Annotated in this window: 19 protein-coding genes; 10 read left to right on the top strand and 9 right to left on the bottom strand. The window is 61.0% G+C overall.

Going from position 1 to position 21,631, the window contains the following annotated elements; all coding sequences use genetic code 11:
• Nucleotides 1-18: 18 nt before the first annotated feature.
• Nucleotides 19-1,725, top strand: a complete 1,707-nt coding sequence (locus tag CLU92_RS12880; protein WP_101482203.1) for a lactate permease LctP family transporter — start codon at nucleotides 19-21, stop codon at nucleotides 1,723-1,725.
• A 58-nt stretch (nucleotides 1,726-1,783) separates the two neighbouring features.
• Here the strand turns inward: CLU92_RS12880 and CLU92_RS12875 are convergent, their stop codons facing one another.
• Together CLU92_RS12875 and CLU92_RS12870 are read right to left on the bottom strand one after the other, a co-directional pair.
• Nucleotides 1,784-2,299, bottom strand: coding sequence for an NADPH-dependent FMN reductase (locus CLU92_RS12875; protein WP_101482202.1), 516 nt, complete (start codon nucleotides 2,297-2,299; stop codon nucleotides 1,784-1,786).
• A 123-nt stretch (nucleotides 2,300-2,422) separates the two neighbouring features.
• Nucleotides 2,423-2,656 carry a DUF3563 family protein gene (locus CLU92_RS12870; RefSeq protein ID WP_101482201.1) on the bottom strand — a complete coding sequence of 78 codons (234 nt, stop codon included), beginning with the start codon at nucleotides 2,654-2,656 and terminating at the stop codon, nucleotides 2,423-2,425.
• 436 nt (nucleotides 2,657-3,092) lie between these two features.
• On the opposite strand from CLU92_RS12870, the gene fucP reads away from it, so the two are divergent.
• The gene (gene fucP, locus CLU92_RS12865) at nucleotides 3,093-4,397 is read left to right on the top strand and encodes an L-fucose:H+ symporter permease (protein ID WP_101484658.1); all 1,305 of its coding nucleotides are present in this window, start codon (nucleotides 3,093-3,095) and stop codon (nucleotides 4,395-4,397) included.
• A 52-nt stretch (nucleotides 4,398-4,449) separates the two neighbouring features.
• Here fucP and CLU92_RS12860 read toward each other — a convergent pair whose 3' ends face one another.
• Nucleotides 4,450-5,343 carry a LysR substrate-binding domain-containing protein gene (locus CLU92_RS12860; protein ID WP_101482200.1) on the bottom strand — a complete coding sequence of 298 codons (894 nt, stop codon included), beginning with the start codon at nucleotides 5,341-5,343 and terminating at the stop codon, nucleotides 4,450-4,452.
• Between the two features lie 159 nt (nucleotides 5,344-5,502).
• On the opposite strand from CLU92_RS12860, the gene CLU92_RS12855 reads away from it, so the two are divergent.
• Nucleotides 5,503-6,996, top strand: coding sequence for an acetyl-CoA hydrolase/transferase family protein (locus tag CLU92_RS12855; RefSeq protein WP_101484657.1), 1,494 nt, complete (start codon nucleotides 5,503-5,505; stop codon nucleotides 6,994-6,996).
• 91 nt (nucleotides 6,997-7,087) lie between these two features.
• Here the strand turns inward: CLU92_RS12855 and CLU92_RS12850 are convergent, their stop codons facing one another.
• The gene (locus CLU92_RS12850; protein ID WP_101482199.1) at nucleotides 7,088-7,750 is read right to left on the bottom strand and encodes a TetR/AcrR family transcriptional regulator; all 663 of its coding nucleotides are present in this window, start codon (nucleotides 7,748-7,750) and stop codon (nucleotides 7,088-7,090) included.
• A gap of 302 nt (nucleotides 7,751-8,052) precedes the next feature.
• On the opposite strand from CLU92_RS12850, the gene CLU92_RS12845 reads away from it, so the two are divergent.
• Nucleotides 8,053-9,174 carry a M14-type cytosolic carboxypeptidase gene (locus CLU92_RS12845; RefSeq protein ID WP_101482198.1) on the top strand — a complete coding sequence of 374 codons (1,122 nt, stop codon included), beginning with the start codon at nucleotides 8,053-8,055 and terminating at the stop codon, nucleotides 9,172-9,174.
• A gap of 12 nt (nucleotides 9,175-9,186) precedes the next feature.
• Nucleotides 9,187-9,651 carry a CYTH domain-containing protein gene (locus CLU92_RS12840; protein ID WP_101484656.1) on the top strand — a complete coding sequence of 155 codons (465 nt, stop codon included), beginning with the start codon at nucleotides 9,187-9,189 and terminating at the stop codon, nucleotides 9,649-9,651.
• Between the two features lie 173 nt (nucleotides 9,652-9,824).
• Here the strand turns inward: CLU92_RS12840 and CLU92_RS12835 are convergent, their stop codons facing one another.
• From CLU92_RS12835 to CLU92_RS12815, 5 genes are all read right to left on the bottom strand, one after another.
• The gene (locus CLU92_RS12835) at nucleotides 9,825-11,078 is read right to left on the bottom strand and encodes a DUF2863 family protein (protein ID WP_101482197.1); all 1,254 of its coding nucleotides are present in this window, start codon (nucleotides 11,076-11,078) and stop codon (nucleotides 9,825-9,827) included.
• 213 nt (nucleotides 11,079-11,291) lie between these two features.
• On the bottom strand, nucleotides 11,292-14,012 hold the full coding sequence (gene acnA / locus CLU92_RS12830) for an aconitate hydratase AcnA (protein ID WP_101482196.1): 2,721 nt from the start codon (nucleotides 14,010-14,012) through the stop codon (nucleotides 11,292-11,294).
• Nucleotides 14,013-14,100: 88 nt separating this feature from the next.
• On the bottom strand, nucleotides 14,101-14,646 hold the full coding sequence (locus CLU92_RS12825) for a hypothetical protein (RefSeq protein ID WP_101482195.1): 546 nt from the start codon (nucleotides 14,644-14,646) through the stop codon (nucleotides 14,101-14,103).
• Nucleotides 14,647-14,659: 13 nt separating this feature from the next.
• Nucleotides 14,660-15,658: a CoA ester lyase gene (locus CLU92_RS12820; protein WP_101482194.1), complete on the bottom strand. Its 999-nt coding sequence runs from the start codon at nucleotides 15,656-15,658 to the stop codon at nucleotides 14,660-14,662.
• Between the two features lie 111 nt (nucleotides 15,659-15,769).
• On the bottom strand, nucleotides 15,770-16,759 hold the full coding sequence (locus tag CLU92_RS12815; RefSeq protein ID WP_101482193.1) for a malate dehydrogenase: 990 nt from the start codon (nucleotides 16,757-16,759) through the stop codon (nucleotides 15,770-15,772).
• Between the two features lie 305 nt (nucleotides 16,760-17,064).
• On the opposite strand from CLU92_RS12815, the gene CLU92_RS12810 reads away from it, so the two are divergent.
• The 5 genes from CLU92_RS12810 (at nucleotide 17,065) to CLU92_RS12790 (ending at nucleotide 21,548) form a co-directional block, all read left to right on the top strand.
• The gene (locus CLU92_RS12810) at nucleotides 17,065-17,949 is read left to right on the top strand and encodes a GntR family transcriptional regulator (protein ID WP_101482192.1); all 885 of its coding nucleotides are present in this window, start codon (nucleotides 17,065-17,067) and stop codon (nucleotides 17,947-17,949) included.
• Between the two features lie 307 nt (nucleotides 17,950-18,256).
• Nucleotides 18,257-18,679, top strand: a complete 423-nt coding sequence (sdhC, locus tag CLU92_RS12805) for a succinate dehydrogenase, cytochrome b556 subunit (protein WP_101482191.1) — start codon at nucleotides 18,257-18,259, stop codon at nucleotides 18,677-18,679.
• Nucleotides 18,679-19,044: a succinate dehydrogenase, hydrophobic membrane anchor protein gene (gene sdhD / locus CLU92_RS12800; protein WP_071076254.1), complete on the top strand. Its 366-nt coding sequence runs from the start codon at nucleotides 18,679-18,681 to the stop codon at nucleotides 19,042-19,044. Before sdhC ends, sdhD begins: the two co-directional genes overlap by 1 nt.
• 2 nt (nucleotides 19,045-19,046) lie before the next feature.
• Nucleotides 19,047-20,828 (top strand): succinate dehydrogenase flavoprotein subunit, encoded by a 1,782-nt coding sequence (gene sdhA / locus CLU92_RS12795; protein ID WP_101482190.1) that lies wholly within the window; start codon nucleotides 19,047-19,049, stop codon nucleotides 20,826-20,828.
• Between the two features lie 9 nt (nucleotides 20,829-20,837).
• Nucleotides 20,838-21,548: a succinate dehydrogenase iron-sulfur subunit gene (locus tag CLU92_RS12790; RefSeq protein WP_034752075.1), complete on the top strand. Its 711-nt coding sequence runs from the start codon at nucleotides 20,838-20,840 to the stop codon at nucleotides 21,546-21,548.
• Nucleotides 21,549-21,631 lie beyond the last annotated feature (83 nt).

The raw sequence follows: 21,631 nt of genomic DNA, 5'->3' as shown, positions 1-21,631 counted from the left end.
CACCGGAGGAGACCCGACATGCAAACCTGGACCCAACTTTATACCCCGCTCGGCAGCTTGTGGCTGTCGTCGCTGGCGGCAGCCGTTCCCATCATTTTCTTCTTTATCGCCCTGGCGGCGCTGCGCATCAAGGGCCACGTGGCGGCCGCCGTCACCCTGGCGCTGGCGCTGGCTGTGGCGATTTTCGCTTACGGCATGCCCGTGCCGCAGGCGCTGGCGGCGGCCGGTTACGGTTTTGCTTACGGCTTGTGGCCCATCGCGTGGATCATCGTCACGGCCGTCTTCCTGTACAAGATCGTCGTGAAAACGGGGCAGATCGAGATCATCCGCGCCTCCGTGCTGTCGGTCACGGACGACCAGCGCCTGCAGGTGCTGCTGATCGGCTTTGCCTTCGGCGCCTTCCTGGAAGGGGCTGCCGGTTTCGGCGCGCCCGTGGCCATCACGTCGGCGCTGCTGGTGGGCCTGGGCTTCAACCCGCTGTACGCGGCGGGCCTGTGCCTGATCGCCAACACGGCGCCCGTGGCCTTTGGCGCCATGGGCATCCCCATCATCGTGGCGGGCCAGGTGACAGGCATCGACCCGTTCCTGATCGGCGCCATGGCGGGCCGCCAGCTGCCACTGCTGTCGCTGCTGGTGCCTTTCTGGCTGGTGTTCATGATGGATGGCTTCCGCGGCGTGCGCGAAGTGTGGCCGGCCGCGCTGGTGACGGGCTTGAGCTTTGCCGTCACCCAGTACTTCACTTCCAACCATATCGGCCCTGAACTGCCGGACATCACCTCGGCCCTCGTCAGCCTGGTGTCGCTGACCTTGTTCCTGAAAGTGTGGCAGCCGAAGAATGCGAAAGTGGCCCATGCCGTCGGCGGTGGCGCGGCCGCGCTGTCCGGTTTTGGCGGTGGCGCCGGCAAGACGGACCTGCGCGGCAGCGGCAGCCGCGCCGCCTCGCCCTATACGACGGCGCAGACCATGCGCGCCTGGGCGCCGTTTGGCCTGTTGACGGCCATCGTCACCGTGTGGAGCCTGCCCGGCTTCAAGGCCCTGTTTGCCGCCGGCGGGGCGCTATCGAGCCTGGTCATCAAGATCCACGTGCCCTACCTGGACCAGCTGGTGATCAAGACCATGCCCATCGTGGCCGCGCCGAAGGCGTATGACGCCGTGTTCAAGCTGGACTTGCTGTCGGCTGTGGGCACGGCGATTTTGCTGACGGCCGTGCTGTCCATGCTGATGCTGCGCATGAAGCCGCGCGATGGCCTCAAGGCCTTCGTGGAAACCGTGGTGGAATTACGCCGTCCCGTGCTGTCGATTGGCCTGGTGCTGGCGTTTGCCTTCGTTGCCAATTACTCGGGCATGTCGTCCACCCTGGCCCTGCTGCTGGCCGGCAGCGGCGCTGCCTTCCCGTTCTTCTCCCCATTCCTGGGCTGGCTGGGCGTCTTCCTGACGGGTTCCGACACTTCCTCGAATGCCTTGTTCTGCTCCTTGCAAAACACCACGGCGCACCAGATCGGCGTGTCCGACACCTTGCTGGTGGCGGCCAATACGACGGGTGGCGTGACGGCGAAGATGATTTCGCCCCAATCGATCGCCGTCGCCTGCGCGGCAACGGGCCTGGTGGGCAAGGAATCGGACCTGTTCCGCTTTACCTTGAAGCACAGTCTGCTATTTGCCGTGATCATCGGCATCATCACCATGCTGCAGGCGTACGTCTTCACCGGCATGATCCCACACTGAGCGGTCCGTAGAAGTACGTAGTAAAACTAGATAAACTGATAGCGAAACGTGCAGAGGGTCATGAAAATGACCTGATGCACTGCAGCATATCGAGGATGGCCCGGCGCAATGCCGGGTCTGCAGCGATGCCGTCCGCATCGAGACCCGACCCCAGCAAAGGCAGGCTGATGCAGGCCTCGTCGATCACGCGCGCCGACATGGTGCGCACCGTTTCGCGCAAGGCCGCCTGCGCATGCGTGGCGCGCGGCGAGGTGTTCAGCAGCACCAGCGGCTTGTCGATGAATGATTCATTTCCCACCATCCAGTCCAGCGCGTTTTTCATGGGGCCGCTCACGCCGTGCGCGTATTCGGGGCTGGCCAGCATCAGCACGTCGGCTGCCAGGATGGCGTCGCGCAGGCCCGTCACGGCCGGCAGGCTGTCGGCGTCGAGGTCGGGATTGAACAGGGGTAAGTCTCCCAGTCCCTGATAGATGCGGATTGCATAGTCCGCCGGGGCAAGCCGGGCGATGGCGTGCAGCAGGGCGGTGTTCAGAGAGGCGGCGCGCAGGCTGCCGGCGATGGCGAGGATGGTCATGGGCGTTTGCATTCCGCCTGTATAGCCCATCCTGTGCTCAAGCGCAAGGCGAGCAGGATGGTGCTATCGATGTTGTTACAGCCGATGACGGGCTGCGATGCGTGGCTGGGTACTGCGTCACTCTTAACGGCTGAGGCCGCTCATCCAGCTTGGCTGCGGGTTGGCACGGGCCAGTTCGCGCATGCGGTATTCCAGGTCGTAGCGGTCGGTCGATTCGGCCAGGTAGGCTTCTTCGTAAGCACGTTCGCGGCGGTCGCTGCTTTGGTTCAGCCAGGCGCCCACACGTTTGGCGGCGTGGATCAGGGTGGCGACGATATTGCTGTTTTGCGTGGTGTGGTAAGTAAATGCGGTAGACATGGCAGACTCCTTGAGTGGCGTGCCGCGTTGTGCTGCACTGCAATATAAGTATAGCGATTCCAAGTTATAAGGCTACTTTTGATTTCAAATGTCAGCTATTCATTTTTCAAATAACAGGCGGGAAAGCTGCGCAATACGGGGCTTTAAGGCATAATGCCGGCGCAGTATCGTAGTTTTACTACAAGACTGTTTTGTTCTGAATGTTGTTTTCAGACGCAGCCCGCAGGCATGCAGCGTCCACAAAATATCATTCTGACGAGAAACGGTCGGCCGTGCGCCTGTCGCGCGCAAGAGTCGCCCTGCCTGCCCCCATTTCGCTGATGGCAGTCATGGCCCACGCTGATATCTGCGTGGCGCTTGCGCGTCCTGGTGCTGCCCGGGTGGAAACGCTTCCATGCCTGGCAAGATCAACTTGGAATTGAAAAATGGAGAAGGTATGGAATACGTAAAGCAAGGCCAGAGCGTACAGTCCGCACAGGCCGGCACGCAAAACAATACGGGCGCCCTGATCATTGTCACGGTGCTGTTTTTCATGTGGGGACTGCTGACATCGCTCAATGATGTGCTGATTCCCCATCTGCGCTCGATCTATACCTTGACCTATGTCCAGGCGATGCTGGTGCAGTTCTGCTTCTTTGGCGCTTACGCCATCGTTTCACTGCCAGCGGGCATGCTGATCAAGAAAATCGGCTACCAGCGCGGCGTCGTCGCCGGCTTGCTGATCGCGGCCGCCGGCTGTGCCATGTTCTACCCGGCATCGACCGGCAGCTACGCGCTGTTCCTCTTGTCCTTCTTCATCCTGGCGGCCGGCATCACCGTGCTGCAAGTGGCGGCCAATCCCTACGTGACGGAACTGGGCGACCCGCAGACGGCGTCGAGCCGTTTGACCCTGACACAAGCCTTCAATGCGCTGGGTACCACCGTGGCGCCGGCCCTGGGCGGCATGCTGATCTTGTCCGGCACCGTGCTGACGGTGCAGCAGTTCGACCTGTTGCCAGCGGCCGAGCAGCTGGCTTACCGCGCCAAGGAGGCGGCCTCCGTGCAAGGTCCTTACCTGGTGCTGGCCGCTACGCTGGTGATCCTGGCCGTGCTGTTCGCGCTGGCAAAATTGCCGAAGATTTCGCATGCCGACGATGCGGCTTCCCTGGCGCAGGCTGGCGACAAGGTCTCGATCTGGTCGCACCGCCACCTGGTGCTGGGCGCGCTGGCCATCTTCCTGTATGTGGGCGGTGAAGTCAGCATCGGCAGCTTCCTGATCAACTTCCTGGGCGAGAGCCATATCGCTGGCCTCAGCCACGCCGACGCCGCCTATTTCGTCAGCTATTACTGGGGTGGCGCGATGCTGGGCCGCTTCGTCGGCTTTGCCGTGATGCGCTACGTCAGCCCGGGCAAGACCCTGGCCTTCAACGCCGCCGTCGTCATCGCGCTGATCCTCGTTGCCGTGTTCTCCAGCGGTCATACGGCCATGTGGGCATTGATCGCCGTCGGCCTGTTCAACTCCATCATGTTCCCGACCATCTTCAGCATGGCCCTGAACAAGCTGGGTGCGCAAACGGGGCAAGGCTCGGGCATCCTGTGCATGGCCATCGTCGGCGGCGCCATCGTGCCGTTCATCCAGGGCTTCCTGGCCGACCACATCAACCTGCAGCTGTCCTTCCTCGTGCCGGCCCTGTGCTACACCTTCATTTTGTACTTCGGCTGGAAATACGCCAGCATGTACAACGACGACGCCGCCAAATAAGCCGCGCTGTCGCGATCAATCAAAAGGGTGGCCTCGGCCACCCTTTTTTACGTCAGTGCGCGAACTGCGTGCCCAGCACGTCCTGGCAGACCTCGAGCCAGGCGCGCGCCGCGTGCGACAGATAGCGCCCGCTCCAGACGTGCGCCACCTGCCACGCCACCTCCGGTTCGATGATGCGCACCGCCTCAAGCGGTTCGCCGGCCAGGCGGTGGATGAAGGGCTCAGGCAGCAGGGCCACGCCCAAGCCGGCCGAGGCCATCGCCACCAGCCAGTCCCACTGTCCGCTCTGCGCCGCGATGGTCGGCGTGAAGTCCGCCTGCGCGAAATGCTGGCGCAGGCTGCGGGTGAGGGCGAAATCATCTTTCAACAGCACCAGCGGCAGCTCGGCCAGCGCCTTGAAGGGCAAGCTGGTGCGTTTTTTCTGGAACGTGCCCGGCTCGGCCAGGGCCCAGATCGGGTAGCTGGCGATGGTCACCGCCACGAGGTCCAGTTCCGGATCGGCCGGCAGCACCGTCATGCCGATTTCCAGCTCGCCGGCCGCCACTTTGCGCTCGATCTGCTGGCCCGTGTCTTCCTGCAGGGTCAGGCTGATGTTCGGGTGGCGCGCGCGGAAGGCCTTCAATACGGGCGTGAACAGCACATTTATCATGGGCGGGATGCCGACCGTCAGGCTGCCGCGCTGCAAGGCCTGCGTGTCGCGCACTTCGAGGGTCAGCTGGCGCATATTGGCCAGCATTTCCTGGCCGTGCTGGTAGACGATCTGGCCCGTGTCCGTCAGGGTCAGCTTGCGCCCGTCGCGCACCAGCAGCTGCGCGCCCACCTCCTCTTCCAACTGGCGCACCATCTTGCTGATGGTCGACTGAGTCAGGTGCAGCGATTCGGCCGCCTGCGTAAAGCTCGACAGGCGCACGGTTTCGACAAAATAGCGCAGGGAACGGATATCCAAGATGGGGCTCGCCTCGGCGAAGCATGAAAATATCGACTGGGTTTGGCGAAATTAATTCATGCCATGCATGTAGCCGGGATTTTATACTGAATCCACTTATGGGGTTGGTGTATGACAGCCATCCAGTTTGAGAATATTAAGAATATCAGGAGCATCACGATGTACGAGGACCGTATCCGCCACCCAGGCTTGCTCGGCAAAATCATGAGCGCCGATGAGGCAGCCAAATTGTTCCACAACGGCATGCGTGTCGGCATGAGCGGGTTCACCCGTGCCGGCGACGCCAAGGCCCTGCCGCGCGCGCTGGCCGAGCGCGCCCTGCAAGATCCCTTGAGCCTGACCCTGATCACGGGCGCTTCGCTGGGCAATGGCAGCGACGGCCTGATGGCCGAGGCGGGCGTGCTGGCGCGCCGCATGCCATTCCAGGTCGACCCGGTCTTGCGCGGCAAGATCAACAAGGGCGAGGTCATGTTCATCGACCAGCATCTGTCGGAAACGGCTGAGCAGTTGCGTTCGGGCAACCTGGCGGCCGTCGATATTGCCGTCATCGAAGCGACGGCCATCACGGCGGCCGGCGCCATCATCCCGACCATGTCGGTGGGCAATTCCGCCGCTTTCGCCCAGCAGGCAACGCAAGTCATCATCGAAATCAACCTGTCCACGCCGCTGGCGCTGGAAGGCTTGCACGACATCTATATTCCGCAAGCCCTGCCGGGCCGCGAGCCGATTCCGCTCACGCGCGTCGACCAGCGCCTGGGCAGCACGGCCATTGCCATCGATCCGGCCCGCATCGCCGCCATTGTCATCACGGATAGCCCCGACAGCCCGTCGAACGCCTTGCCGCCCGACGCGGAAACGCAGGCCATCGCCAGCCATGTGATCGCCTTCCTGGAAGGCGAAGTGGCGGCCGGGCGCATGGGGCCGGAATTGCTGCCCCTGCAGGCGGGCATCGGCACCATCGCCAACGCCGTGCTGCATGGCCTGATCGGCTCGCCCTTCCGGAACATGACCATGTATTCGGAAGTGCTGCAGGATAGCGCCATCGAGCTGCTCGATTCGGGGCAGCTGGCGTTCGCCTCGGCCTCGTCGATCACCCTGTCGGCAGCCGTGCATCAAAAGCTGATGGACAATATCGACCATTACCGGTCAAAAATCGTGCTGCGCCCGCAAGAGATCAGCAACCACCCGGAAATCGTGCGCCGCCTGGGCATCATCGCCCTGAACACGGCGCTGGAATTCGATATCTACGGCAACGTCAACTCCACGCACGTGTGCGGCACGCACATGATGAACGGCATCGGTGGCTCGGGCGACTTTGCGCGCAACGGGCAAGTGTCGATGTTCGTGTCGAAATCGGCGGCCAAGGGTGGACGTATTTCCAGCGTCGTGCCGATGGTCTCGCATGTGGATCATACGGAGCATGACGTCGATGTGCTGGTGACGGAGTGGGGCTATGCGGACTTGCGCGGACTGGCGCCGCGCGAACGGGCGCCGTTGATCATCGAGCGCTGCACGCACCCCGATTACCGCGATCAATTGCGCGCGTATTACGACGCGGCATGCCAGCGCGGCGGTCACACGCCGCACATATTGGAGCAGGCGCTGTCATGGCATACGCGCTACCAGGAAACGCAGAGCATGCTCGAAGCGTAGTCCGCCTGGCTAGTACACAGGTGGGGCAGGGCGGTGCAGCACCGCGCCTGCCCACTTTTTTTGCCTGGCGCATGTTGCGCCAGATCAAGGGTCAGACCGCTGGCGCAAAGCGCAGTCGGATGCCTGCCGTCACGACGGCCAGCAAGTCGTCGATATGCGCATTCATTTCCGGGTGCGGCGTCCATGGGTCGCCCGCATCCATGACGATGCGCAGCGAAACGAGGCCGTGCAGCGATTGCCAGAAGATTTGCGTCATCGTGTGCAGCGCCGGTTCGTCCTGGCGCACCTTGCCCGCCTGCGCCAGTTCGCCGAACAGGTGCAACGCGTAGGCGTATGGATCCTGCTCGATATTGCCGTGTTCCACTTCTACAGCGTCGATTTCCGCATGCGGGCGCAATTCCATGAAGATCAGCGAATACTCGTCGGGATGCTGGAAACCGTACTCGATGTACGCGCGACCGACCAGGCGTATGCGATCCCATGGGTCTATGCTGTTGGCGGACGCACTGCGCATGGCGCGCACCAGTTCCAGCAAGTCCTTGTCCATGGCCTGGGCGATCAAGGTGGCCTTGTCGCGGAACAGGGCGTACACGACGGTGGTGGAAAAACCGGCCGCCTCGGCCACTTTGCGGATGGAGACGGCGCGCGCGCCTCCCTTTTTGATGAGGTCTTTGACGACGTCGATGATGTGCTCGCGCCGCGCCTGAGCCTCGCGTAGCTTTCTTTCCTGAATATTGGTCAACTTCTTGTCCACGATTCTTTCCTGGCGACTCTATGAAAGCAGGAATTATAGGGTGGCGATGGCCTGCCAATGTGTCTGGCATTGTTACAATTCAGTTTTTTCTCCGGTGGATGGGACAGTGAACCGATTTTTCGCCCTTTTGCCCGGCGCTTTGCCATCGATGCCCCGGATTGGTGCATAAAGCGCCCGCCCAGGCTTTGCTAACGGGACCAAAGGGCGGAAAATAGCGGGATAGCTTACACTGCGGTTTTTCGCGCAACGGCGCTGGCCCACGAGGCAACGCCGGAACACTTACATTCGGACGGGATCATTACATGACCATTAAAATCAGCCAGAACTTCGACTCGGGCGCCATCGACGTAGTAAGCGCCACGAGCTTTGCTGCCATCGACCTGAACTTGCGCAAGGATAGCCACGCGGACATCCATCAGTGGTTCCACTTCCGCCTGCAGGGCGCCCGGGACCAGGCATGCACGATGCGCATCCTGAACGCGGGCCAGGCCACCTATCCTGCCGGCTATGAAGGCTACCAGGCCGTGGCCAGCTACGACAGCGAAAACTGGTTCCGCGTGCCGACCTCGTTCGACGGCCAGGTCATGACGATTTCGCATACGCCGGAACTCGACAGCGTGTACTACGCCTATTTCGAACCGTATTCGTGGGAGCGCCATTTGCGCCTGCTGGGCGAAGTGGCCGAGCATCCGCTGGCGCGCGTCTCCGACCTGGGCAGCACGGTCGACGGCCGCGACATGAATATGGTCACCATTGGCAACTCGCAGGCGGAAAAGAAAATCTGGGTCATCGCGCGCCAGCATCCGGGCGAATCGATGGCCGAATGGTTCGTCGAAGGCCTGATCGATTCCCTGCTGGACGACGCCAACCCGATCGCGCGCAAGCTGTTGCAGCGGGCCGTGTTCCACATCGTGCCGAACATGAACCCGGACGGTTCCATCCGCGGCAACCTGCGCACGAATGCGGCAGGCGCCAACCTGAACCGTGAATGGATGACGCCATCGCTGGAGTCCAGCCCGGAAGTGCTGTGCGTGAAAAACAAGATCCACGAGACGGGCGTCGACATGTTCTTCGACATCCACGGCGATGAAGCGTTGCCGTACAACTTCGTGGCCGGGAATGAAATGCTGGAAAACTTCACGCCGGCGCAAGCGGCGCACCAGAAAGCCTTCATTGAGCGCTACAAGCAGGCCAGCCCTGACTTCCAGGACAAGTTCGGCTATGCGGCCAGCAAGTACAAGTCGGACATGCTGACCCTGGCATCGAAGTACATCGGCCACCACTTCGGCTGCCTGGCGCTGACCCTGGAAATGCCGTTCAAGGAAAACGCCGACTTGCCCGATCCGGCCGTGGGCTGGAATGGCGCGCGCAGCGCGGCACTGGGCGCGGCCATGCTGCAGCCCATCCTGCTGTCGCTGGATTGAACGGCGTTGATCATGGGCGTCGAGATCGAGCGTAAATTCCTGTTGCAAGGCGACGCCTGGCGCGGCCTGGGGCAGGCTGTATTGCTGCGCCAGGGCTATCTGTCGTCGGCGCGCGAGCGCGTGGTGCGCGTGCGCATCGAGGGCGAGCAGGCGATGCTGACCATCAAGGGCGCGAACGTGGGCGCGACGCGCGGCGAGTGGGAGTATCCGATTCCGCTGGCCGATGCGGCCGAACTGCTCGACGGCCTGTGTGAACAGCCGCTGATCGAAAAGTATCGCCACCGCATCGAACATGCGGGCATGGTGTGGGAAGTCGACGAGTTTCTGGGCGCGAATGCGGGTTTGATCGTGGCCGAGATCGAACTGGCTTCGGAAGACCAGCCCTTCGAGAAACCCGACTGGGTCGGCGCGGAAGTGTCGGGCGATGCGCGCTACTACAACGCGAACCTGATCCGCCACCCGTTTTCACAGTGGTGATGGTGTTTTAAATGACGTTGCAATGAAAAAGGCGGAACCTCGGTTCCGCCTTTTTTGCATGCGCTGGTGGTGTTGTCGGATTACGCGCTGCGCGCTAATCCGATCTACAGGCCGTACCGGCATCGTAGGTCGGATTAGCCGGTACGGCGTAATCCGACAACACCGTTACAGCATCAGTGGAAGTGCTCGGTACCTTGCGGCGTATCTTCCGGCATTTCCGCATGCGCCAGCTCGCCGACGGGATCGGCAAACAAAGGTGCGCCGCAATCGTCGCAGTACTCACCGACAAAACGTTCCGCGTGGCGCTTGATCTGCGTCACGCCGGCCGCGTTCAGGTGTTCGATGATTTCATCGACGGGCGTCTTTTGCTTGTCCAGCGCGGCGATGCCGACCTGGATCAGGCCTTCGATCGGCGTGCCATCCTCGTCTTCCTGGCCATATAATGGCCACACGATGCCGTAGATGACGTCCGGCGCCTGGCGCAGGGTGAAGGCGATGCGGTACTCATCCACCTGCCCATCGGCCGCTTCCTCGCCGAAACCGGCGATGACGGCGCGCAGTTCCGACGGCTCGATGGCCAGCGTGTGCGTCAGGTAGTGCACGGCGGCGCGCACGGAAACGGGGCGTATCAGCTTGTCCGCTTCGCGGCAGGCCACGTAGTACGCTTCCGGCAGCAGCAGTTCCAGGCCGCAGCCGGGCAGCAGGCGGGCAATCGTCGGTGTTGCCTGCGTGCGCCATTGTTCCAGGGCGGCGCTCCGCTCGGCGATGAAGTCGAGCTGGTTCGACGGCGTCTGCCAGCGGAACAGCGGTGCGCCGCTTGGCGCCACCACGGCCACCAGCAGGTAGCGCGTATCGGCCAGGAAGGGCGCCGTTTCGGCTTCTTTGCTTGATGGCTTGACGGCCGTGCCTTTCAGAGCGGCCAGTGCCAGCTTCTGCGTCTTGGCATAGGTCTCGACGTGGCTGCGCGGCAGCTGGTCGATCGAGTACAGGGTTGGCGCCATGGCCATCTTCGTGCCATCGGCCAGCAGGTGGGCCGCAAAGTGTGCGGACAATACGCCGTGCGCGTCGCCGGCCATGGCGCCAGAAGCGATGGAAAAGCGCGTCCACGCGAGGATGGGCACGGCGACCAGCAGGGCGTCGTAGCGCACGTCTTCATGCGTGATGACGGTCGATTCACTGATGGCTTCAACGCAGTCCATCAGCACGTCGTAGGCGTTCAAGTCTTCCTTGAACAGGCTGCCCAGGGTGTTGTCGATGGTGTCCTGGTGGCCGGTTTTGAGTAATTTCTGGAGCTGCGTATCCAGGCTGTGTTCCCAGGACCGCTCTTCGAGACGGCTGGCTGCCTGTACGATCGCCTGGGCAAAGGTGACCAGGCGCTGGCTGTCGGCAGTCAGTTTATGGGATGAATCTTTGGAAGGACGACGCATAGCGGGATAAGAGTCTCGGAAAGTGAAAAAAATGGATCAGTCAAACAATGATAAACCCTTATAACCGTATTGTAGAGGATTCGGCCGCACGCAATACGTAAGCTCTCCTCAGATCATGCCAATAGTCGAAATTTCAAGGAAAAACGGGGTGCAGGGACGAAAAAAAGCGCCGGTCGAAACCGGCGCTCTTATCTTGCCTTACAGCTGGGCTGATTACTCGGCCAGCAGTTGACGCAACACGAATGGCAGGATACCGCCATGCTTGTAGTAATCGACTTCGATAGGCGTATCGATGCGCAGCAGCACTTTCACGTCGACGCTGGTGCCGTCGGCGCGGTGGATCACCAGGGTAGCCAGTTGCTGTGGCTTGATTTCGCCTTCAAGGCCTTTCAGGTCGAAGGTTTCATTGCCGGTGATGCCCAGGGTTTGCACGCTGTCGTCGCCGATGAATTGCAGTGGCAGTACGCCCATGCCCACCAGGTTCGAGCGGTGGATGCGTTCGAACGAACGGGTGATCACGGCTTTCACGCCCAGCAGCTGGGTGCCCTTGGCCGCCCAGTCGCGCGACGAGCCCGTACCGTACTCTTCGCCGCCGAAGACCATGGTTGGCGTACCTTCAGCAACATACTTCATCGCTGCGTCGTAGATCGACATCTGTTCGCCGGAAGGCTGGTGAATCGTGATGCCGCCTTCGACTGCCGAACCGTCTGCCTTGGCAGGGATCATGCGGTTTTTGATACGCACGTTGGCAAACGTGCCGCGCATCATGATTTCATGGTTGCCGCGACGCGAGCCATAGGAGTTGAAGTCCGCTTTCAGGACGCCGTTTTCCTTCAGCCACTTGCCTGCAGGGCCGTTTTCCTGGATCGAGCCGGCTGGCGAGATGTGGTCGGTGGTGATGGAATCGCCGAACACGCCCAGTGCGCGCGCGCCTTCGATGCCGGTGGCGACAGCTGCTGGCGTCATCGAGAAGTTGTCGAAGAACGGTGGTTCCGCGATGTAGGTCGATTTCGGCCAGTTGTAGACTTGACCGGACACGGTGGTGACTTTTTCCCAGAGCTTGCCTGGTGCGCCCTTGACGTCGGCGTAGTTGTCCTTGAACACCTTGGCGTTCATGGCGAACTTCATCATGGCCGACACTTCAGCCGAGCTTGGCCAGATGTCGCCCAGGTAGATGTCCTTGCCGCCCTTGCCCTTGCCGACTGGCTCGGTCATCAGGTCGCGCGTCATGTTGCCGGCGATGGCGTAGGCGACGACCAGCGGTGGCGAAGCCAGGAAGTTCGAGCGGATGTTCGGATGAATACGCGCTTCGAAGTTGCGGTTGCCCGACAGCACGGCCGAGGCGACGATGTCGTGCGTGGCGATGGCTGCGTTCAGCTCAGGCGTCAGGTCGCCCGCATTGCCGATACAGGTGGTGCAGCCGTAGGCGGTTACGCCGAAGCCCAGTTTTTCCAGGTATGGCAGCAGGCCGGCAGCGGTCAGGTACTCGGTCACGACGCGCGAGCCGGGAGCCAGCGAGGTCTTGATGTGCGGTGCGACTTTCAGGCCGGCTTCCACGGCTTTCTTGGCCAGCAGGCCGGCAGCCAGCATCACGCTCGGGTTCGAGGTATTGGTGCACGAGGTGATCGCGGCGATCAGCACGTCGCCGTTCGACACTTTCACGCCGTTCGTTGTTTCATACACGGCAGCCAGGTCGGCCGGATTCTTGTTGAAGCCGTTTTCCGTGGTTGGCTTGGCGAACAGCTCGGCGAAGTTCGCCTTGACGTTGCCGATTTCGATACGATCCTGAGGGCGTTTCGGGCCGGCCAGCGACGGAGCGACCGACGCCAGGTTCAGTTCCACCACGCGGGTGTAGTCGATGTCGCCCGCTTTTGGAATGCCGTACAGATTTTGCGCCTTGAAGTAGCCTTCGAACGCGGCGATTTCAGCCTTGCTGCGGCCGGTGCCCTTGAAGTAATCGATGGTCGCGTCGTCGACCGGGAAGAAGCCCATGGTCGCGCCGTATTCCGGTGCCATGTTGGCGATCGTCGCGCGGTCCGTCAGGGTCAGCGATTCGGTGCCTTCGCCGAAGAATTCGACGAACTTGCCGACGACTTTCTCTTTGCGCAGCAATTCGGTGATGGTCAGCACCAGGTCGGTGGCGGTACAGCCTTCGCGCAGGGCGCCGGTCAGGTTCACGCCGATGACGTCTGGCGTCAGGAAGTAGACTGGCTGGCCCAGCATGCCGGCTTCCGCCTCGATGCCGCCCACGCCCCAGCCGACCACGCCGATGCCGTTGATCATGGTGGTGTGCGAGTCGGTGCCGACCAGGGTGTCAGGGTAGTACACATCGCCGGCTTTCTTGCCTGCGTGGTGCACGCCGCGCGCCAGGTATTCCAGGTTGACCTGGTGGACGATGCCGAAGCCTGGTGGCACGACGCCGAAGGTGTCGAATGCCTGCATGCCCCATTTCATGAACTGGTAACGCTCGTTGTTACGCGAGAATTCCAGTTTCATGTTCAGGTCTAGCGCTTTCTTTTCGCGGTAGTGATCGATGGTCACCGAGTGGTCGACCACCAGGTCGACCGGCACCAGCGGTTCGATTTTCTTGGCGTTGATACCCATCTTGGCGGCCACGTTGCGCATCGCTGCCAGGTCGGCCAGCAGAGGTACGCCGGTGAAGTCTTGCAGCACGACGCGCGCTACTACGAACGGGATCTCGTCGGTGCGCTCGGCGGTCGGGCCCCAGCTCGCCAATTGCTTGACGTGTTCTTCGGTGACTTTTTTGCCGTCGCAGTTGCGCAGTACCGATTCGAGCACGATGCGAATCGATACTGGCAGGCGGGAGACATTGATGCCCAGGCTTTTTTCCAGCGCAGGCAGGGAATACAGCTTGCCCTTCTTGCTATCCGAAATATTAAAGTCCTTGAGCGTGTTCAGAGTGTTGCGGGACATGACCTCTCCTTGTTGGGTATCGTCTATTTATTGATTATTCAAATTAAAAAACATGACTGAGCCCCCGAAGAGGCCCTTGCTGCGCACATCAGCCGCCGGTAACTGGCAAGACGCCCAGCGATGGCGGGGCTTCCACCACTGCCGCCGGTTTGGCTTGCTCCGCATCCTTGCATTCATTGGCCAGCTGGCGGCCCTGCTTGGAATCGAGCAGCATGCCTTTGGCGGGGATACCGATCCAGACCAGGCCGTACAAGCGGTTCTCGAAGCGGTTGGCGCCGGTGGTGGTGCCAACGCGGCTCAGGCGGTGCAGGCGCTTCTTCCAGCGCAGGGCGATGTGTTTGTCGTCAGTAGCATTGGTGTAGATGGTAATTTTATTGCCAAGTTCACAATTGAAATCGGTGGAGGCCGAGCCTGCGGTGTTCGGTTCATCGGCTTCTTCCTTGTCGGCGACCGACATGGCCAGCGGATGGGCTTCCTTGGCGGCCGCCTTGGCCTTGGTGGCCTTGGCTTTCGGCTTGGCCTTGACTGCCTTGGCATTTGCCTCTGCCGTGGCGGCGAAGCTGGCTGGCGCCAGCGTGAGGGTCATGGCGCCCAGCGCGACGCTGCAGGCAATTGCTAATTTGGAGATGGACATCGTGTAATTCCTGTCAGTTTTCAGTGGTGCTGGTAGGCAGCGCGTTGAGTAATGCAGCGGCCGCCTCGGGCAGGCCCAGGCCTGCCAGTTTGGCGCGTTGCAAAACGGTCCAATAATATCGGTAGCTGGCGCGGTCATGCAAGCGGCCATTTTGCGCAATCGGTCCCCAGTTGGCGCGCAGCGCTTCATTCAGAATGTTGCTGGCCTCGTTGACTTCGGACAGGCGCGGCGTGAAGGCCTTGATGATGGGCTTGATCTGGTCCGGATGGATGCTCCACATGCGCGTGTAGCCGAACTCGGCCGTTGCGCGCTGGGCGTCATTCGCCACCACGGCCGAATCGCGCACGTCCGTCGTCACATTGTGCGACGGCACCTTGCCGTGCGCGTGGCAGGCGGCCGCCACTTCCAGCTTGGCGCGCACCACCAGCGGGTGCGTGAACTGGCCCGGCGTACGCATGGCGGCGGCGGGAATGGCGCCGTAATGGGCCGAGACGAAATCCATGATGCCGAACGACAGGCATTCGACCTGGGGCAGGGCCGCGATGGCGTAGGCGTCGCGCAGCGCCCCATGCGTCTCGATCAGGATATGCACGGGCAGGTTGTCGCGGCCGGCGCGGCGCGCGTGCAGGTTGATCAGGTCGATGGCCAGCATGGCATCCTGCACGCCGCCCACCTTGGGCACGGCGATGTAGGCCAGGCGGGCCGCTGCGGTGCAGATGATTTCCACGTCGCGCGTGAAAAATGGGCTGTCGACGTCGTGCACGCGTACGCCGATGCGGTTGAACTGGTTCTCGTCGCTGGCCAGCAGGCCGGCGATCATGTGGGCGTGGGTTTCTTCATTGCCGGCGCTGGCGCCGTCTTCGCAGTCGAACGTGATGTCGAACAGGGGGCCAAGCTCTTGTTGCAAAGCAATCGATTTACGCATCAGCTTTTCAGAGCCGGCGTAGTGGTCGCAAGCGGCGAGCAACAGCGGCTGGCGTTTGCCTTGGAATAAAACCTCGGAAGGGTGCATGCTTAAGGCATTTCTGCAGGTAAAAACTACTTGATAAAACAGCCGCGCCGCGAATCTCGCGGGGCGGCCTTCTTGGCGGGCGGCGCTCAGGCCGCGCCGCCAATACTGGATTTAGGCCAGCAGGTGTTTCACGCCTTCGCGCTCTTCGGTCAGTTCTTTCAGGGTCAGGTTGATGCGCTCTTGCGAGAATGCATCGATTTCCAGACCTTGAACGATGGTGTACTCACCGTTGGCGGTGGTGACCGGGAAGCCGAACACGGTGCCTTCAGGGATGCCATACGAGCCATCCGAAGGAACGCCCATGGTGGTCCACTTGCCAGCCGTGCCCAGCATCCAGTCATGGATGTGGTCGATGGCTGCGTTCGCTGCCGACGCTGCCGACGACAGGCCGCGCGCTTCGATGATGGCCGCGCCGCGCTTGCCGACGGTCGGCAAGAAGGTGTTGGCGTTCCATTCCTGGTCGTTGATCAGGTCCTTGACGGCCTTGCCGTTCACAGTGGCGAAGCGGTAGTCGGCGTACATGGTTGGCGAATGGTTGCCCCATACGGTCAGCTTCTCGATGTCTTTCACGGCGGTGCCGGTCTTGGCAGCGACTTGCGACAGCGCGCGGTTGTGGTCCAGGCGCAGCATGGCGGTGAAGTTTTTCGCCGGCAGCGACGGTGCCGATTTCATGGCGATGTAAGCGTTGGTGTTGGCAGGGTTGCCGACCACCAGGACTTTGACATTGCGCGAAGCGACGGCGTCGAGCGCCTTGCCTTGCACCGTGAAGATCTGTGCGTTCGCTTCCAGCAGGTCCTTGCGTTCCATGCCTGGGCCGCGTGGACGCGCGCCAACCAGTACGGCTACGTCGACATCCTTGAATGCGGTCAGCGGATCGGAGTGGGCGGTCATTTCCGTCAGCAGCGGGAAGGCGCAGTCGTCGATTTCCATCATTACGCCCTTGAGCGCCTTCTGGGCTTTTTCGTCCGGGATTTCAAGCAGTTGCAAGATGACAGGCTGGTCTTTGCCGAGCATGTCGCCATTGGCGATGCGGAACAACAGGGCGTAGCCGATCTGGCCGGCGGCGCCGGTCACTGCAACACGCATTGGGGTTTTAGCCATGATGAATCTCCAAAAATGGGAAAGAAAACGGGCTTGAAGCTGGGCTTACGCTTATCCGGAAAAACTATAATGATACCAAAACCGGCACGCGCCACCGAATTGCTGGTGTACGCTGCCGTCACGCTCGTGCTGCACGAGGCCAGAGTGGCTGGCCGACAACATAAAACGGTGGTTCACAAGTTTTATCGAAGGCAGTTTAGGCCCCTGATCTGCATCTGTCAATCATATCTTATGTCTTATATAAGACAGATAACTACGAGTGTTTTACTGGACGCGGGCAGTGATTTGTGTTGAAATGTCGGACTATGAATTCCGCCTCGTCCAATCTGACCAACAATGCCACTGCTGCAAGCGGGGCGGTCAGTCCGACCGCGAGCTCCCCGGCCACGCCCGGCGCCGTACCTGCCGGCACGCCAGTCACCGTAGTGGCCAGCAGCAATACCACTGCGACGGCGATGCCCGTTGCCAGCCCTTCTCCCACCTTCAGCCCCCTGTACCAGCAGATCAAGGCGCTCATTACGCAGAGCCTGCAATCTGGCGAATGGAAGCCGGGCGAGCTGATTCCCAGCGAAGTCGAGCTGGCAGGGCGTTTCAAGGTCAGCCAGGGTACGGTGCGCAAGGCCATCGACGAACTGGCGGCCGAGAACCTCGTCATGCGTCGCCAGGGCAAGGGCACTTTTGTTTCCACCCACCATGAGGCGCGCGCGCATTTCCGCTTCCTGCGCCTGGTGCCGGACGAAGGCGTGCCGCACTATCCCGAAAGCAAGTTCATCGAAGTCAAGCGCGTGCGCGCGCCCGCCGACGTGGCGCGCCTGATGGATCTGAAGTCCGGCGATGCCGTCATCTTCATCAAGCGCGTGCAGTATTTCGACGGCGTGCCGACCATCGTCGAGGAGCTGTGGTTGCCCGGCCTGATCTTCAAAGGTCTGACGGCCGAGCGCCTGGTGGAATACAAGGGCCCGATGTATGGCCTGTTTGAAACGGAATTTGGCACGCGCATGATACGCGCGTCCGAGCAGATCCGCGCCGTGTGCGCCGATGCCGGTGCCGCGCAGCTCTTGAATATCGACCTTGGCACGCCTTTGCTCAGTTCCGAGCGCGTGTCGTTTACCTACGGCGACAAGCCGGTCGAACTGCGCCGGGGCTTGTACCTGACCAGTCGTCATCATTATCAGAATGAACTCAGCTGAAGCGGCGGGGCGCCCGCGGGCGTCCGCACAAGCAGCAGGGCTGAAGTGCATCGCTTGCAAGATGCCTGCCGCAAGGCGGGCAACGGAGACAGCAGAAAGCGCAGCTAAAGCACGGCCCGCCTCGGCGGGCCGTGCTTTGCCGGCGATTCTGTAATTAAATTACGTGAACTACGGAAAGTAGCGCGATATTTTGTAGTAAAAAACCATTTTGGTTATATGCAACAATAGATATTGGTGTGGGTTGCGAAAATAGGCGAAAATCGCGGCTTCGCTTCAATATTTAAGTTATCAAGGGGAGGTTTTTGTTATGTCTGAAGCCGTAAGAGAAGTACCAAAAAAAGAACGGCCGGAATTCCGTAACATTCATGTTACCGAATTGTCGAACTACCGCATGGCTGTCGGCGCCATCGTCTCGATCCTGCATCGCATCAGCGGCTTTATCATTTTCGCCCTGCTGCCCTGCATCCTGTACATGCTGGAACAGAGCTTGCGTTCCGAGATGTCCTACGCTTACTTCCAGGGCATCGCATCGCACTGGTTCGTCAAGCTGATCACCCTGGCTCTGGTCTGGGCCTTCCTGCACCACTTCTGCGCCGGCATCCGCCACCTGTTCATGGATGTCCACGTTGCTATCGAAAAAGATTCGGCACGCAAGACCGCGACGTCCGTGCTGGTTGTCAGCCTGGTGCTGACGGCCCTGGTCGCTTTGAAACTGTTTGGAGTATTTTAATGGCAGACAATAACATCGGACCGAAACGCCTCGTCGTTGGTGCCCATTACGGCTTGCGCGACTGGCTGGCGCAACGCGTCACCGCCATCGTCATGGTGGCCTATGTGGCCATCCTGCTGATTTCCTTCCTTACCGGTAGTAACTTCAGCTATGAAGGCTGGGCCGGTCTGTTCGCACAGCAGTGGTTTAAATTGTTCAGCCTGGTGACTTTCGTTGCCCTGTTTTACCACGCATGGGTTGGCGTACGCGATATCTGGATGGACTACGTGAAAAGCGCTGGCCTCCGTTTGACGCTGCAAATTGCCACCATGCTGTGGTTGATCGCTTGTGCCGCTTGGACGGTGCAGATACTCTGGAGTGTGTAATCGTGGCAGCATATAAATCTGCAATTCCTACCCGCCGCTTTGATGCGGTAATCGTTGGCGCCGGCGGTTCCGGCATGCGCGCGTCGTTGCAGCTGGCTGAAGCCGGCCTGAACGTCGCAGTCCTGTCGAAAGTTTTCCCGACCCGCTCGCACACCGTTGCGGCGCAGGGCGGTATCGGCGCGTCGCTCGGCAACATGGCGGAAGACAACTGGTTCTGGCACATGTTCGACACCGTCAAGGGTGGCGACTATCTGGGCGACCAGGATGCCATCGAATTCATGTGCCGCGAAGCACCGAAGGTCGTGTACGAACTGGAACACTTCGGCATGCCATTCGACCGCAACCCTGACGGCACCATCTATCAGCGTCCTTTCGGCGGCCACACGGCCCACTTCGGCGAAAAGCCGGTGCAGCGCGCTTGCGCAGCGGCCGACCGTACCGGTCACGCCCTGTTGCACACCCTGTACCAGCGCAACGTGCGCGCCCGTACGCACTTCTTCGTCGAATGGATGGCACTCGACCTGATCCGCGACGCCGAAGGCGACGTGATCGGTGTAGTCGCGCTGGAAATGGAAACCGGCGAATGCATGATCCTGGAAGCAAAGACGACGGTCATGGCAACGGGCGGCGCAGGCCGTATCTTCGCCGCGTCGACGAATGCCTTCATCAACACCGGTGACGGCATGGGCATGGCGGCACGTGCCGGCCTGCCACTGCAAGACATGGAATTCTGGCAGTTCCACCCGACCGGCGTGGCCGGCGCGGGCGTATTGATCACCGAAGGCGTGCGCGGCGAAGGCGGCATCCTGATCAATAGCGAAGGCGAACGCTTCATGGAGCGCTATGCGCCGACCCTGAAGGATCTGGCGCCGCGCGACTTCGTATCGCGGTCGATGGACCAGGAAATCAAAGAAGGCCGCGGCTGCGGTCCGAACAAGGACCACGTGATGCTGGACCTGCGCCATATCGGCGCCGATACCATCGCCAAGCGCCTGCCGTCGATCCTGGAAATCGGCCACAAGTTCGCCAACGTCGATGCCACCAAAGAACCGATTCCTGTCGTGCCGACGATTCACTACCAGATGGGCGGCATTCCAACGAACATCCACGGCCAGGTCGTCACCCCGACCGGTCCGGATAATTCGGCCAAGGTCGTCAACGGCCTGTACGCAATCGGCGAATGCGCCTGCGTGTCGGTGCACGGCGCCAACCGCCTGGGCACGAACTCGCTGCTCGACCTGGTGGTCTTCGGCCGCGCGGCCGGCAACCACATCGTCAACAGTGGCCTGAAAGCCAAGGAAAACAAGCCTTTGCCAGCCGATGCTGCCGAATTTGCCATGGGCCGCCTGGCGCGCCTGGAAAACTCGACCGGCACGGAAACCGTGCAGGGCGTGGCGAACGACATCCGCGCAACGATGCAGAAGTACTGTGGCGTGTTCCGTACCGACGAGATGCTGAACAAGGGCGTCGAAGAAATCATGAAGCTCGACGAGCGCCGCAAGCACGTCTCCTTCAAGGATAAATCGATGGTCTTCAACACGGCTCGTGTGGAAGCGCTGGAACTGGACAACCTGATCGAAACGGCGAAAGCGACCATCGTTTCGGCAGCAGCCCGCAAGGAATCGCGCGGCGCCCACGCCCAGGATGACTATCCGCAACGTGACGACGACAACTGGATGAAGCACACTCTGTGGTATTCGGAAGGCAACCGACTGGAATACAAGCCTGTCGTGACCAAGCCGCTGACGGTTGATACCTTCAAACCGAAACCACGTACTTTCTAAGGCTATACCATGGCACGCACTCTTAAATTCAAAATCTACCGCTACGATCCTGACCAGGATGCCAAGCCGTACATGCAAGACCTGACGGTCGAACTGAAAGACACCGACAAGATGCTGCTCGACGCACTGCAGCGCATCAAGGCGGACGTCGATGACTCGCTGGCCCTGCGCCGCTCGTGCCGCGAAGGCGTGTGCGGTTCGGACGCGATGAACATCAACGGCAAGAACGGCCTGGCATGCACCACCAACCTGAACGAGCTGTCCGAGCCTATCGTGCTGCGTCCGTTGCCAGGTCTGCCAGTCATTCGCGATTTGATCGTCGACATGACGCAATTTTTCAAGCAGTACGATTCGATCAAGCCTTTCCTGATCAACGATTCGATCCCGCCTGAAAAAGAGCGCCTGCAGTCGCCGGAACAGCGCGAAGAACTCGATGGTCTGTATGAGTGCATCCTGTGCGCTTGCTGCTCCACGTCGTGCCCGTCGTTCTGGTGGAATCCGGACAAATTCGTCGGCCCGGCCGGTCTGCTGCAAGCCTACCGCTTCATCGCCGATTCGCGCGACGAAGCCACTGGTGCGCGTCTGGACAACCTGGAAGACCCGTACCGCCTGTTCCGCTGCCATTCGATCATGAACTGCGTCGACGTCTGCCCGAAAGGGTTGAACCCGAACAAGGCGATCGGCAAGATCAAGGAATTGATGGTCCGCCGCGCGATCTGATTCGTCTGATCGCGTCCGCCGGGCGCCGTTTGCGGGAAGAGGGTATCCTCTCTTGCCTGCGGGCGGCGCCTGCATAGCAGCAC

It is taken from the genome of Janthinobacterium sp. 61, assembly GCF_002846335.1.
Classification (GTDB): domain Bacteria; phylum Pseudomonadota; class Gammaproteobacteria; order Burkholderiales; family Burkholderiaceae_D; genus Janthinobacterium.
This window is presented reverse-complemented; position numbering and strand designations above follow the sequence as displayed.